The organism is Allohahella marinimesophila, from assembly GCF_039538005.1.
Lineage (GTDB): Bacteria > Pseudomonadota > Gammaproteobacteria > Pseudomonadales > Oleiphilaceae > Allohahella > Allohahella marinimesophila.
The window spans coordinates 58,806-72,462 of record NZ_BAABBO010000021.1 but is presented as its reverse complement, the minus strand read 5'-3'; the positions used below and the strand labels follow the sequence as shown (position 1 = coordinate 72,462).

Genomic DNA, 13,657 nt, shown 5'->3' with positions numbered 1-13,657 from the left:
GGCGTCCGTCGCTACGTTTAGAGCGATGCGAAGATTAACGCGATTGGCCATAACCGACCAGCCGCATCACCTCCGACGCTTCCAGAACAGTCAGGACGCCGGTACAGAAGACACCTGTCTCAATCCAGATCATGTTGCCATGACTAACCGGGCCATCCGGCGTCACCGTGTGACCACAGACGACGGCATCGATGCCTCCGATAGTGGTCCCTGGAGAGGCACCATCACGGACGACGGCGTCGACCTTGGTTCGTCCATAAAGCGCCGAGGTCATGACCTTTTTATCTCGCATTCTTTCCGGCAGGGCCTCCCACCCCTGCACGGGACAGTCTGCATGGACGACCCCAATTCTGAACTTGTTCTGATATTCGACAGTAATTGTCCATGGAAGCTGCCGAAGCCTGTTGCGGATGCTATCAACGAGACCGATCTTTCCAGCACTTGGGTCAGCGGCTGCATCGAACTTGTCCAGCTCATCATCAATCCACGCACCCCCGTGGTAGAGCCACATCTTCAGTGCAGTGGCTGCGTCTATCGTCAGGTCTGCCGGGCGAGCAAGGACATGAGGGAGGGCATCCAGCGCCATTTGTTCATGATTGCCTAGCACCGAAAAGAACCACGGTTCCGACAACAATTCGAGTACGGCAATACTATGAGGTCCCCTATCAATGAGATCGCCGACGGCAATCAGGATGTCGCCGTCAGCTGGGTTGAAGGCTTGTGCATCGAGCGTCGCCGTTAACTCATCTATATGTCCGTGAATATCGCCCACGAAGAAGCAGCGTCCCGGTGCCTTGATTGTCTGATGGGTGGTCACGTCGTCTCTCTCAGGCCATGTCAATTACGCGTTGTAGCTGTGTCAAAGCGTCCGGGTATCCGCACCCGCATGCGGAATCTTTTTCCTGCCCAGTATGTAAGGCATCATCCTCGCCATATTGCGGGCGTCATCAATTCCTCTATGGTGTGTGCCTTCGAGCTCCAGTCCGCAAAGCTCTAGTGCTATCGACATACCGACCCAGCGTTCGCGCTGCTGGGAAAACGAGAAGAGTTTTTTAATGTTCAGATGCGGCGCTTCAATCGGATAAGGTAGATTGGTGGCAACGCTGTCGCGGATAAACTGGTTACGGTCATAGTCACCCCAAGAACAGAACAGGATATCACTATAGCCGTTCATCCATTTCTGAAACGGCTTTACAGCCTCTTTGTATTCAGGCGCTGAATCCACCTGAGGCTGGGTAATACTGGTTAGCTCCGTACAAAATTGTGTCAGGACCGGGTATCTGACAGGACGCACGAATGCTTCATATTGATCGATAATTTCGAGTGACTCGGCATCGAGCATGACGGCACCGATCTCGATTATTTCGTTAGCGTGTCTAGGTATCGTACCTTCTTCGCAACAAGTTGCCTCAAGGTCGACGATCATCAAATGCGTGAACGACAGATCTCTAAATTCTGACGGTTGGATTTGCTGTTCTTCGTAGTTCTGATCGGAATTCTTCACGTTAGTTCTGCTCCAAATATGGTGGGTTCAAAAAATTGCTCTGGCCGATAAACGTTGATTGCAATGCACTCGGATAGAAGGGCAACGCTAACCGGCTTCTTGCTTTCGGTCGGATAGCTTCAGCTCCTTCTAACACGCTCGCGAATTCGGTGAAGTACAGCTTCAAGTTCGCGATCATCTGGGGGGTATGGCGGCAGATATTCTGAGGCAGCCACCCACCAGTCGGTTTCAGTTTCAGCTATTACGGCTGCTTGATCATCAACAAGCAGCACTCTTTGGTAGTTTAAAAAGTTGGGCACATTTCTTTTGAACTTCGTCGTCGCCTTAGGATGAACACTCGGTACATTCAGAAACCACCCCGGTGCACAGCCCTCTTTTACGAGGAGTTCTTTTATGACCTGAGTGCGCTGGGGTGAAACACTCGTGAAAAGCACGATCTCTCCTATCATGGACAATTGATCCAGAAACTTGTGCAAGCCAGGTCGTGGTATCTGGCTTACTGCATTGCTGATTAACGTCCCCTCAAGGTCCAGGCAAATCAGGTTATCCACTGCGGCTACTCAACGTCGATGAGCTTACTTAGGTCGAACCGCGGATTGAACTCGCCTTTATATCCGCGAGGGTTGCACATGACCCTGCATTCCCCGATGTGATAGTCGGAGCTGTTGTGAAGATGCCCGTGGAGCCAAACATCCGGTGCATGCTGCTCAATGAAATCCTCGAGATTCGAGGCATAAGCGGCAGACACAATATCCTCTCTCAATTCCTCTGCGATCGATCTGATACTTGGCGCATGGTGAGTTACCACCACATTTCTCGGCGTTTGAGAGGCAGCTAGACTGTTGCCCAGCCAGGTGAGCGACTCCCGATGTATCGCAGCGATATCCATGGCTCGAATCCGGGAGTAGTTCGGCAGTCGCCTGATCTTCCTGAAGTCAGTCATGACCTGTTGGCATTCAAAGCCTGCCGACCTTGGGTCGCCAAACAGCTCATAGTCCGTCCAGAGTGTGCAGCCATGAAAGGTCACCCCGTCTACCATGACACTTTCATTTTCAAGCACGTGTATATTTGGTTCGGAAATGAGCGCCTTGAGGCTGGGCACAAGTTTAGGATAGGTCTTGCCGTAGTACTCGTGGTTCCCTAGGACATAAATCACCGGCTTACTGCTCCCAAGGCGTTTTAGCCACTCAAGGCCCTTGGCGCCGATTTCAATATCGCCCGCTAGGACCAAGACATCAGCATCAGTTGTCGTGGCCTCAAATTCTGCAAATTCGATATGCAGGTCGCTATAGAGTTGAATCTTCATAGGCATCAGTCGGCTTATGGGGTGGATATATTGTTGTGCAAGCTGTCCATCACTTTAGCTGCCTCTACGATCGTAAATACTTCTGTGGCATAGAGGCCAGTGTCGATCCACAGGATATTGCCATAAAGCGGTCGAAAAGATATTTGGTCGAAATTCAATAGCGCTTTCTCCAGTCCTCGAGCACAAGCGCCTTCTCCCTGAAATCAATCTGTTCGCTACTCGCGTACAGCGCTTCGGCTTTATCAAGCGCCTGGGATACTTCCTGTGGAGGCCTCGTTTGATAGGAAAGCACGGTGGCGGCCCATACGACGGAGCCAGCCACTGGTGTAAGATATCTCTGCTTCGATGCGGACTGCCTTGCGAGCCGGATCATGTCAGTCTGGATTTTCTGATCCTGTGTAATCGGGAAACGGGGGCTCCAACCCAGGCGGTCGAAAGCCCGGACTACTTCTGGAAAGAGCGCGATTTGGAGCTTAATTCCCGGCGCTATCAGGTATTGGATCCAGCGACTGCCTGCATGGTCGCCATTCTCTTCATCTCCGAACAGGGCTTTTTCAATTACTGAGTTCGTCATCAACGTGGCGCCGGCTAAAACTAAGGCAAACATCAGCGCCGGCCTTACAACAGGAAGAACTAATGTGGCTCCGTAGCTAATAGCACGCAGCCCGCGACGGAGGCTCATGTTTAACAGCCAAAGTCTAACGACTGCTGCTAACGTCAAAAATCCAAGTGTCGCTGAGCAGGTCAGAATAAAGGCGGGGATAATCATGAGGCGATAGTGATGAAGCCATTGACGCCGAACCTGTTCCTGAAGCTCCGGGTGGCTCTGCACATCGAACTTGCGGATTGTCTCTGAAATTTGCAGTCGCCCAATTTTTTTCACTACGCTGGCAGATGATTCTCCGTGCCTCACATCAGGCAGCGGAAGCTCCGGGTAATTAATCGCCAGAAATGTGCGTACAAGTTTTGGAAAGAACTCGGCCTCTGTCATGCCTCTGGCCTGGTCTATCGAAATCTCGGAGAACAAGAGGCGAAAGGTTGGGTAGTAGTGCCTGTTGTTTGAGCTGAGGAGCGCATGAAGAAACTTTTGCTCAGTTCTCTCCCGTTTATGGCTACCCGCAGCCCGAACGAAGCGCATGTATAGGCTCCGACTGCTGGCACCTAGAGCTTCGTAAGACTCCTGGGCCCTTTTCAGTTCGTCGGAGCCAAGTATTGTTATCTGCAGATAACGCTTAAGAGCCTTGGCGTAAGTCAGCTCTGTCCTGAGTGTGTCATTCATACAGACTGCCAGTGGGGTCAATGCCACGGCGATCTTGTATACTTCGGGATCGACCAAAACGTCGGTGTCCGAAAGCAGCGGCATCGCTATAGGATCAGCGCTTACGAGGGTGGCTTTGGCCATATTGCCGAGTGCTGCACAGGCTACCTGCTCAGGCGTCGCCATCGACTCTAGCAGGTTCAGAATTCGTTCCACGCTGAAGAACCCTATCAGCCCCACGACAAAAGAGATTCCGATCACGTATCCTGCTAGCGGCTCATCTCTTTCGAGGATACGAGCCCGCGCCTTAGCGACGAGGTAGGCTATGCCGCACCCCAGCCCGGTAATGAAACGGCCAGTATTCTCCATAAGCTCCAGACTCTCTACGCTGGATGACATCGCGTAGGTATTGATAAACGCTGTCACGAAGAGGAGTTCCAGACCCAAATAGCCGAACACCAAAATGTAAATCCATTTGAGTCTGAATGGCGGCACTTTCATCTCCAGGCGGATGTATGGCGAAGGATGCGTGAAACGAAGACCGAGCAACCTCCGTGCCACTACACTAGAATTAATTATTGGACCAGAAGTTCGTTTGTAAGTTGCTGAATTTTTGGTGAGAAGTTGCGTTCGGAAGATTTTCCAGATCTCTCGCTCAGCAATGTGCCTTGGATGATCGAAAGAAAAGCTGAGGTTGGCCTAGAAATCTTTATGCTGCCCGAGGCGACGTGTAGCAGAGAAAACCCCTCAGATTTTGAATGTGTCCACTTGCCGCGTCCTACTCGATATTTACACCAAATGAAATGGGTATTACGGTTTTTATCGCTGCAGAGAGGGCCGCGTCTGTCGACATCAGGCGAGAAAAAGCTTCTTTCAAATCGGCGTCTGCGATTGTCAGAGAATCCTTCCCCTTCACAATGAAGATGCCAGCTCGCACCAGTGAGCATATGCGGTTGCTAACTTCAATTTCACCAACGCCGTTAAATTCTCTGCCTAGCGCGGAGGAAATCATCTGCAGTGTTCGGTCACTGCGAATATTTAGGTTAGGGACAGCGCTCACTGTCAGGCAGATTAACTGACTGATGCTGTCCATACTGGAAAGCATCTCTGCAGCAACTGTGTTGCCGGTTTTCTGGAGGAAATAGTTTTTACAGGCGTTAGCGGTGGAACGCTCTCCAGCCGCTAGAGCCTCTGCCAGTATGGCTTCGAAAGCCAGAGGGCTGGCTCTGACGGCCTCAAAAGACCTAAATGCAGACTCGGGATCTACAGCGTATTCTCCTTTCTTTTGGGCGTACGCCAGTAGTTCACGAACATAGTTCGTGTCGAGCAATGGGAATTCGTCGAAAATGATTTGATTATAAAATGCAGCCCGATACGGCACGGTCAGTATTCTGGTTGCCAAAGCATCACTGCTTGTCATGAGAGTGATGAGCCAGCGCGAACGTCGCTCCAGGCGACTCTTCAGAGAGTAGATTAGGCTGCTTGCTGCATATGGTGCCAAAGCGTGAATGCCATCTAGCACTAGGATCACGATCTTGTCTTCGCCATCCCCGTGGCCGCCTCGCGACGCAACATCGAGTAGTTGGAATGCTGTACGGAGTTCGTCGATTTCGCTCTCTCTATCCGGTGATGTGGGCGCTTTTATCGCCGCTCTTATGTTCGTTGCAGCATGTCTAATTATGGCATCGCTGATGAGTTTCCACGGGCTGGTGTTGGGGCTGCATAGGTTCACATAAATAGTGGTCACGCCGCGCTTGGCTGCTGCGGGCAAAAAATCGTTTATAAGGAATTGCGTCTTACCAGTACCAGGCGCCGAATAAATCGCTAGACGTTTGCAGAAGTATCTGACGAAGTCGTCAAGGTACTTGTTAGCTAAAGCTGGGCGAGCGTAGTGAAAGTTCTCCAGCATGGAGGCATGAACTGCTTCTTTATGACCACGGTCTTCCATTATTTTCGCCTGTTACAAGTGGGGAATCGATCTTTTTCTTGAGCCATTCAGCGGGCCCTCTATCGTAAGCTAAAGTCGTGCCAACTCGAGAAGGGGCTTTGTCTACAAGCACTTACGGGGCACCGAGTGTCAATTTTGGCGTGAAGCGGCAAGTTTTCTTGATAAAACGGAAGTTTCTTATGGGTGTATGAGCTTCGCGGAATGCGCTGCTAATGGGTGAGTTTGTAGGGGAGTGGTAGCAACCGGCCCATTTGCGAAGCTTGATTTTGGCATCAAGAAAAATTTGGGCTGCTCAATATTTTTTGATTCTGGAGGCGGGTTCCAGGTTTGCCTCCAAATTTAGCTGTTGGTTCGTCTGCGATAATTTACCTTCAAGTTCTTGAATAGCAGAATTTTTTCTGCTTCTTTCTTGCTTCGCTTCTTACTATGACTGTTTCTTGGCGCGATTCATGCTTTTCCTGTCGGTATGGGCGTTGGAAAACTAAGTTCCCGCAGATTTTCGGATGTGAATCGACTAGCTTGAGATGGAGAAAAGAAATGCGAACTTATGCGGTATGGGGCGGAGATTTCCCAGGTTTGTACCCATCCTGGGACGAGGCAAGATTGGCCAGGGGCAAAAAAGTAAAAGCTTTTGATAGCTTTGACGAAGCCCAGCTGGCTTACCAGACGACTGACGGGCCGGAATCCAGATCTTTGACTCCCGAGGAGATAGAAGAGAAAAAAGCGCTTAAGGCTGCTGCGATGGAAGAAGCAAATCTGAACTATCAGGACTTCGACACGATCATTAGCTTCGATTTTTCCTGCAGGCCTAACCCAGGGGCGGCAGGAATTGCGCTGACGCTTTATGAGTACGGTGTCCCTGAAGAAGTTTGGTTTGGCAGGTATCAGGACAACAGTACCGCCCCGCGTTCAGAGTTGCTCGCGTTTCGGGAGGCCTTGAAACTTGCTGAGAAGGTGATTGCCCGCTCAAAAAAAGTAATGATTGTTGCAGAGGCAAGCTATGCCTTCGACTATGCTCTGAAGCAGATACCTCGACAGCTCAATGCGACTTATCTCGGCAATACCTGTGCCGAAAACTCCAGTCGCGATCTCGCTGCTTCTTGCTACTACTTATTCAGTAGATTGTCGCCATATGTGGAGGTGAGAAGGGCACCTAAAAACTCCGGGCAACCAGGCGTAAAATTTGCAGACCTGATGGCTCGGACTGCCGTTGATTTTCAACAGCGAGAGTTGGTGCGATGGTGGGGTAGTCACGAGTTGTCTGTGGCCAAAAAAGAAGTGAAGGCAGCATGCGCAGAAATGAAAGATATTTCTAATCGCCGGCTGGCCGGATGACCACTCGCGAGCGCAAGGTGCTAGAAAGAATACACGGGTAAATCCAGCTCGTCTTTATCGTTGCGCTTTAGACCATCGACAGACCACTAGGGGAAAAAATATTGAGTGTTCGAAAGAAGAAGGTGCTAGTGACCTGGTTGGGGCGTGCCGATTGCAACATCGCAGAGGCGCAGGATCCGGAGGCGCGGGAAATAAAAGGTTGCGGCCCAATTGCAGAGGCTATCCGAAATATCAGGTTTCATGAGGTATACATCCTTTTCGATGTCGAACTGTATAAAAGGCAGCCAGCTTACCAAACTTTTCTCGAGGACTGGCTTGCCGATTTTCCTGGGCGAAAAGACCTGAAGTTGAAATTCATAGATACCGGGCTAGCATTTCCAGCTGATCACTCGGAGATCTATCGCGCCCTCACCCACGCCATGAAGCAGTTTGAGTCGGAAAAAACCCATCTTGATCTCTACATGCATCTCTCGCCGGGCACACCCCAGATGGCCGCAGTCTCCATGCTGGTGGGCAAAACAAAGTTTCGGGCAACATTCATTCAGACCTATTTTAAAAAGTTCGAGATAGTCGATATACCCTTCGATATATCCGCAGAATATAAGCCCTCTCGGGCGAGATCAGCAGTAAATCTCCTTGCACAAGATGCTCCCTTGGACGCTGCCTTCGGAGACATTCGTACGAAGAACCCCGAGATGATGAGGATAATGGACAAGTCGCGCAAGCTTGCCCGTTCCGATTGTGCAACCCTGATTCTTGGCGAGACAGGAACGGGAAAAGAGCTCTTTGCGAAGGCTATCCACAATGCAAGCAAGAGGGCGGGAAATAAGCTTGTGACGGTGAATTGTGGCGCGATTTCAGAAAGCTTGATCGAGAGTGAATTATTTGGTCATGAGAAAGGTGCTTTTACGGGTGCGATTGCGCAGAAGATAGGATTTTTTGAAGAAGCCAGTGGAAGCACCATATTCCTTGATGAATTTGGCGAGCTACCGCTGAAGGCGCAGGTACAACTGCTGCGGGTTTTGCAGAATGGGGAGTTTAATCGGGTTGGTTCGGCGGAGTCACAACATACTAACGTTCGGGTGATCGCCGCAACGAATCGAGACCTGACCGCAGAAGTCGTGGCGGGGCGCTTTCGTGCTGATCTCTTTCACCGAGTGGCAGTAGGGATACTGAAGCTGCCGCCACTCCGAGAACGAGGGGGCGACATGAAGCTGATTGCTAACTTTGAGCTAGAGAAAATTAATGGAGAGCTCGAAGAAAGCAATGAATACCGCAAGCTTTCGCCGGGTGCAGAGAATGTTATTTATCACCACGCCTGGCCGGGCAACATTCGGGAGCTTCAGGGCGCCCTACGACGCGCATCCCTCTGGACAGCATCTCCGGAAATAGATGAAGAAACGATGCGTGATTCAATCCTGGAAATGCCCGGTGCTCAATTTGGCCATACGCACCCCCTTGATCTTGAGAAGCCCGTTGAACTCGATTCGATCCTCAACGAAGTGTCGATTCAGTATTTCGAAGCAGCGTTGGAGAAAACGGGAGGCAATAAAGCCAAGGCAGCACGGCTGCTTGGCCTGGGAAGTTCAACGACACTTAACAATCGAATGGTGAAGGCAGGACTAGACCCCAAATGATAATTAGTCATGTAAACGCGGAGCCATTCCATCAGTTGGCTTACCGAACGTCAGGTCCGAAGGGTAAAGCTGTCCGATGTTTGCTACCTTTCCATATGGCGAATTCGGCTACGCTTCCAGATACCTGTAGCGCAATTGTCTGCGTATCGGACCTTCAGGGCAGGGAGCTCGGTCCGAGAAACAGACTGCTAGGGGAAGTTGTTGCCGACGAACTGATTCGAATGGTTCGGAGCCGGCAAATACCGGCTGTTGAGCAAGTGTTGCTTGCGGGCGACATGTTTGACTATGAAGACTGCCACAAACGTGGTGGTAGTGGTGAGGTGTTGCCCGTATGGGAATCTTTTTGTCGATCCTTTCCGACGGTTGCTGGTGTGCTCGGCAACCACGACATTCTTGAGAAGTCCCAGCGCCTGCCGAAAAATGGGACCCTTCTGGACTCTGCCGTTCGTAAGATTGGATCGTTCACCATCGGGGGTGTCAGCGGGATTATCGGAGACCCCAAGCGACTGCAGCGGAAGTCGGAAGGTGACTTTTTATGCTGCGTCGAAGCGGTTATCGCCAAGCGGCCTGATATCCTTTTATTGCATCAGGGTCCAGATGATCCGAGCACGGGGCGTCGCGGTGAAGCACTAGTTCGGAAGGCGCTTGAAGACAGGTACAGAGGACTTACCGTTTTCGGTCACGCACATTGGGAGTGGCCGTTTCTCATCAGCCTAGGGGCGGGGCAGGCGATTAATGTTGATGCCAGGGTCGTAGTTATTACCCCCGCCACCTGCAAGTGAGCCCGAATATGACATCGTTAGATTCCAAGATGATTGTTGAAACAACTCTAAAGCTACCAAATGGTCTGCTACTTCGCGCCCAGAAATATGCCGAAAAGCAGGGGACGACAATTACGGCGTTAATTCGCGAACATTTAGTTAACATTGTTGAAGCAGAGCAGGACGCCTTGCTTTTCTTCTCCCTTGGAAAGCTGTCGAAAGAAAAGGCTATTGAAGCGCTCGGATTGAGAGATTACGCCCAACTCCTTGTACTCATGGGGGAGTCAGATTTGCCTCTTCCGAAACGACCATCTGACAATCTGGATCAACAGGTTGAAATTTTTGAGCAACTTTGGCTGATGCGGTGAAAAGGTGTACGGTAATCATCCCTGATGCGGGTCCATTAATAAGCCTCTGGGTTGCTGATCAGCTTTCATTGCTGCTGAAGCTGGACATGAGAATAGTTGTCATCGATGCGATCTACGCTGAGTTGACCCGTGATCCAGATAATTGGCCAAAAGACAAAGCGATAAAAAATTTCATACAAAGCAATCAGCCTCCTTTTGTGATTGAACCAACCCGTATCGGGCGGGCCGAGAAAGAGCGCACAAGGAAGGGGGAGAGACCTCTAAGAAATGCTTGTGAAATTGCTATCGCGGACTTCATGTCGGCTGAGGACGGTCTGGGTAAATATATATCATCCAAAGAGCCTGTGGTCGTTCTTTGGGAGGACTCGGACACGCCTTTCATGTGGTTCTCTCACAAACTACCAAATCTTCATCTTCTAACTACTGTCGGTTTTTTGAGGGGGCTTGAACGTGTAAGCGTGATACCGTGTGCAGATGCTGTAATTCGCGAAATGACCCACCCATCAATAACAAACTAAAGGCAAAAATTTTCAGAGACCTTCGAGAGGCCTCGACGAGATTCGCCTCCACGACTGCCCTATACATTCAAAAACTCATACTTTGGGAGTAGAGGTGGTCGAAGCATCGTCAGCCTTGAGATTGGCAACCCCGAAAGGAATATGAACCATTGGTATATTGCCGGCCTCTGACTCCAGATGAGTCGTCTGGTCATCAAAGAAAATATGTGGTTTAAGTACCGTCAGGATCCGCTCCTTTTTCATCCCGCCCAGAAAGAACATTTCGTTGGCTTCAACGCCCCAGTGTTCAAGAGTTTTGATAACCCGCTCATGAGAAGGGGCATTGCGAGCGGTGACGATGGCAGTTCTCAGGATCGGTTGATAGGACGCATCAATCCTTCTAGCCTCATCTTCCAATCGCTGCAGGAGCGACAACTTCCTGAACAAGTCTGCAAGTGGCCCCGGGCTGTGCGGGATATCAAGCCTGGAGGTTTCGTGTTCATGGAAGGCTGCCAACTCGCCCTGCTGGAACACCTTCTCTGCAGCGTCGTCAGCAATGACGCCATCAAAGTCAAAAGCAATACGCAGCTCCGTGTCAGTGTCGTCATCCACGACCCGACTTGGCAAAACTGTGCCTGCCGGATATCCGTAGCCTATCGCAGTAGTTACATCTTTCTCGTTAGATGAGAGAAACAGAGAGGCGTTGAATGCTGGAATATATGGATACGGAGATTTGCCTTCGAGAAAAGCTGCGCGCGAAATATCCAAACCATGATGGGCAATTGAGCGAAATACGCGCTTTCCGGTAATAGCGGAGTTGCGGGAGATGAGGATCACTTCAACCGGTCGCTTGTCGGGGAACCGCTTATTTATTTCAAGAAAACGTCGGACAAATGGGAAAGCGACGCCTTTATCGAGCGGCTCATCCAGGTGTTCTTCCTGGTATTCCCGATAGCCGATTGGTCCTTCTTTCTGAAATACGCCGTCCGACTCCGCTAAGTTGAAGAGGGCACTTGAGGCAATTGCTATAACCAGCTTCTGTTCGATCGGATAGGCCACTGAATCACTTCCGGTTGGGTTTAAGGCGAAGCAGGGTGTATCCCCGCAGATTGAACAGCCTTTTGCTGCGGTTTTCACCGAATCTTACCCAGTACGTGTAGGACTTGGGAGTAGGCAGTGATCCCGCAAGCGTTCTCGATCAGGCTGGCGCTGTGCTGAGGTCTACTACTGAAGATAGTTCGCTATGCTGAAAATGTCTTGTCTGGCTTCAGCGCTCTTTAACCAAGGTTTGAAACTCTTCGATAGTTTGCAGCTGCCGGGAGTGGAGCACGATAGCGCCTAATTCTATTATCTCGCTTTCACTCGCCGGGGCACTGCGCGCTGTTACCGGAGCACCGAACTGCTCGGGACTCAGCTCATTTGACACTACCACCTAATTTCAGTGGGAGTTGATCCTGCTCTCTCGACAAGCGCGAGCCTCGGCAAGGAGTTGCGCGTCGAACAACTCCTCTTGCCCCGTCAGTGAGTTCAGCGCAGTCTCAATACATCTGTATAGAAGCTGCGGACGATATTCGACAAGTTCAAAGGCGGCCGCCAATGCATAGAGATCGACAGAAACATTCGCGGGAGAGGCGGCAATTCGTGCTGCGACGTCCTTTAGAAACTCGATTCCTAGAGGAGGCATTTTTATATTCTGCAGATCGCTAAAGATCGCTTCGCTGCCAGTGTCCAGAGGCTTGAACTGCTCAGGATCGCTTCCCGCAATGACTAGCCGCAGATCGTACCCAAAACGGTGTCGGGCGGACTCAATCTCCCGCACAAGGGCTGCACCGTTGTGGTCGCTGAAGGTTGGACCCCACGCGTCTATGATGACTACTCTCGGCTGGCTGCTCGAGCCGAGCTCAGGCAGGATCGTGGTTACTAACTGAGCGCCCGACCTTCGGTCGTGTTCAGAGTGAAACAGAGGCGCGAGTATATCTGCTTCGCCCCCACCAATGTCCACGTAGGCTGCCAATGACTCGTTGAGAAGGATCGGCTTCAGGTCCCGCAGTAGGAAAGTAGTCAATCCGGTTCTGCGCGGCGCAGTGATTATTAAAGCCCCTGATCGCGAACAATTTTGATGCAGGATCAGATTAGCAAACTCAGCTGCCAGCTTAGGTCTAGGAGAAAAATCGTTCACCTTGTAACACCTCCATCTCGTTGTTTCGCATTTGCATATTGTCCTTCGCGACCAAGCAAGTTTGGTCGGTTAAACATGGATTGCTACCAGTCTGATTGGGCACCTCGGCAGTAAGACGTAGATCATGCACCGTGCTGTATGGCGGCAGACTAACGAATGCTATAAGGCTATGCTTCAATGGTTGAGCCATGAGTCCAGTAAAGGCTGCAGTGACTCTTGTGGAGCGGTAATCATGCTCTGAAGTAGCGTGATGAGCGCATAGTATATCGGCAGGTAACACAGGAAGAGCTTCGCTGATGAGTGCGGGTTTAGCACCAGCTTGCGTGCAAAGTAAACCGCAAGACAAACGAGAAGCAGATACGTCAGCCACGGCAAAACGATTACCATCAGACGATTGTTCAGAAGGGTTCCGCTTCCTTTCTCCTGGCGCTCTGCTAATAACGCCTCCGCTATTTCTCCTCTTGCAAGGTAACCAGACGTATGGTTACTGCCACTCAATGCTGTATTGATGTCATAGCGAACGGCCTGGTTGAAGTCCTCCAAGTTGATGCCTGCCGTCGGGTATGTCAGTAGCGCAGCCGGATAGTAGCGCGAAAAGGGGGGAAAGCTTTCGAAAGCAGCGCTGTCCATATCGATAATTAGAACCTCTACAAGTCTCTTGTTGTAGCTTTCGACATATGCCCACTCCACATGAGCCCCGGGAGCGTTGAGCAGCCGAAGTTCCTGGATGAGTTTGACTTCGGGGTCTGTCATGAACATAGCTGCTACAGCAAAAAACAGTACGGTGGCTACGACGATGAGCGCGATTAACATTCCGTCCAGTTCATCTGCGGCTCTCTTGATCATGCGTGTCTTCCTATAATT

At 50.8% G+C, this 13,657-nt stretch carries 14 protein-coding genes; 5 read left to right on the top strand and 9 right to left on the bottom strand.

The window, feature by feature from the left end; genetic code table 11:
• Nucleotides 1-34: 34 nt before the first annotated feature.
• The 6 genes from ABD735_RS18770 to ABD735_RS18745 all read right to left on the bottom strand — a co-directional run bounded on the left by ABD735_RS18770 (nt 35) and on the right by ABD735_RS18745 (nt 6,016).
• Complete coding sequence (locus ABD735_RS18770; RefSeq protein WP_344809365.1) at nt 35-817, bottom strand: metallophosphoesterase; 783 nt, start codon at nt 815-817, stop codon at nt 35-37.
• A 42-nt stretch (nt 818-859) separates the two neighbouring features.
• Entirely contained in the window at nt 860-1,504 is a 645-nt protein-coding gene (locus ABD735_RS18765; RefSeq protein ID WP_344809363.1) for a 3'-5' exonuclease, read from the bottom strand.
• A gap of 119 nt (nt 1,505-1,623) precedes the next feature.
• Complete coding sequence (locus tag ABD735_RS18760; protein ID WP_344809361.1) at nt 1,624-2,055, bottom strand: NIF family HAD-type phosphatase; 432 nt, start codon at nt 2,053-2,055, stop codon at nt 1,624-1,626.
• 5 nt (nt 2,056-2,060) lie between these two features.
• On the bottom strand, nt 2,061-2,810 hold the full coding sequence (locus tag ABD735_RS18755) for a metallophosphoesterase (RefSeq protein ID WP_344809359.1): 750 nt from the start codon (nt 2,808-2,810) through the stop codon (nt 2,061-2,063).
• Nucleotides 2,811-2,964: 154 nt separating this feature from the next.
• Nucleotides 2,965-4,563: a hypothetical protein gene (locus tag ABD735_RS18750; RefSeq protein ID WP_344809357.1), complete on the bottom strand. Its 1,599-nt coding sequence runs from the start codon at nt 4,561-4,563 to the stop codon at nt 2,965-2,967.
• A gap of 283 nt (nt 4,564-4,846) precedes the next feature.
• Entirely contained in the window at nt 4,847-6,016 is a 1,170-nt protein-coding gene (locus ABD735_RS18745) for a Cdc6/Cdc18 family protein (protein ID WP_344809355.1), read from the bottom strand.
• Nucleotides 6,017-6,553: 537 nt separating this feature from the next.
• Between ABD735_RS18745 and ABD735_RS18740 the strand changes: the two genes are divergently transcribed.
• The 5 genes from ABD735_RS18740 to ABD735_RS18720 all read left to right on the top strand — a co-directional run bounded on the left by ABD735_RS18740 (nt 6,554) and on the right by ABD735_RS18720 (nt 10,635).
• The gene (locus ABD735_RS18740; protein WP_344809353.1) at nt 6,554-7,351 is read left to right on the top strand and encodes a ribonuclease H1 domain-containing protein; all 798 of its coding nucleotides are present in this window, start codon (nt 6,554-6,556) and stop codon (nt 7,349-7,351) included.
• 101 nt (nt 7,352-7,452) lie between these two features.
• The gene (locus ABD735_RS18735) at nt 7,453-8,988 is read left to right on the top strand and encodes a sigma-54 interaction domain-containing protein (RefSeq protein WP_344809351.1); all 1,536 of its coding nucleotides are present in this window, start codon (nt 7,453-7,455) and stop codon (nt 8,986-8,988) included.
• Nucleotides 8,985-9,770 carry a metallophosphoesterase family protein gene (locus ABD735_RS18730; RefSeq protein WP_344809349.1) on the top strand — a complete coding sequence of 262 codons (786 nt, stop codon included), beginning with the start codon at nt 8,985-8,987 and terminating at the stop codon, nt 9,768-9,770. The genes ABD735_RS18735 and ABD735_RS18730 overlap by 4 nt, the downstream gene beginning before the upstream one ends.
• A gap of 8 nt (nt 9,771-9,778) precedes the next feature.
• On the top strand, nt 9,779-10,117 hold the full coding sequence (locus ABD735_RS18725) for a hypothetical protein (RefSeq protein ID WP_344809347.1): 339 nt from the start codon (nt 9,779-9,781) through the stop codon (nt 10,115-10,117).
• Nucleotides 10,102-10,635, top strand: coding sequence for a PIN domain-containing protein (locus ABD735_RS18720; RefSeq protein WP_344809345.1), 534 nt, complete (start codon nt 10,102-10,104; stop codon nt 10,633-10,635). The genes ABD735_RS18725 and ABD735_RS18720 overlap by 16 nt, the downstream gene beginning before the upstream one ends.
• Before the next feature lie 75 nt (nt 10,636-10,710).
• On the opposite strand, the gene ABD735_RS18715 is transcribed toward ABD735_RS18720, so the two are convergent.
• The 3 genes from ABD735_RS18715 to ABD735_RS18705 form a co-directional block, all read right to left on the bottom strand.
• Nucleotides 10,711-11,673 (bottom strand): 5'-nucleotidase, encoded by a 963-nt coding sequence (locus ABD735_RS18715; protein ID WP_344809343.1) that lies wholly within the window; start codon nt 11,671-11,673, stop codon nt 10,711-10,713.
• A gap of 379 nt (nt 11,674-12,052) precedes the next feature.
• Nucleotides 12,053-12,793 carry a hypothetical protein gene (locus ABD735_RS18710; RefSeq protein WP_344809341.1) on the bottom strand — a complete coding sequence of 247 codons (741 nt, stop codon included), beginning with the start codon at nt 12,791-12,793 and terminating at the stop codon, nt 12,053-12,055.
• Between the two features lie 174 nt (nt 12,794-12,967).
• Nucleotides 12,968-13,639 carry a hypothetical protein gene (locus ABD735_RS18705; protein ID WP_344809339.1) on the bottom strand — a complete coding sequence of 224 codons (672 nt, stop codon included), beginning with the start codon at nt 13,637-13,639 and terminating at the stop codon, nt 12,968-12,970.
• Nucleotides 13,640-13,657 lie beyond the last annotated feature (18 nt).

Excerpts from the sequence above, each read along its gene's own strand:
- ABD735_RS18740 (WP_344809353.1), top strand. The coding sequence starts at position 6,554 with ATGCGAACTTATGCGGTATGGGGCGGAGATTTCCCAGGTTTGTACCCA.
- ABD735_RS18705 (WP_344809339.1), bottom strand. The coding sequence starts at position 13,639 with ATGATCAAGAGAGCCGCAGATGAACTGGACGGAATGTTAATCGCGCTC.
- ABD735_RS18725 (WP_344809347.1), top strand. The coding sequence starts at position 9,779 with ATGACATCGTTAGATTCCAAGATGATTGTTGAAACAACTCTAAAGCTA.
- ABD735_RS18755 (WP_344809359.1), bottom strand. The coding sequence starts at position 2,810 with ATGAAGATTCAACTCTATAGCGACCTGCATATCGAATTTGCAGAATTT.
- ABD735_RS18730 (WP_344809349.1), top strand. The coding sequence starts at position 8,985 with ATGATAATTAGTCATGTAAACGCGGAGCCATTCCATCAGTTGGCTTAC.
- ABD735_RS18745 (WP_344809355.1), bottom strand. The coding sequence starts at position 6,016 with ATGGAAGACCGTGGTCATAAAGAAGCAGTTCATGCCTCCATGCTGGAG.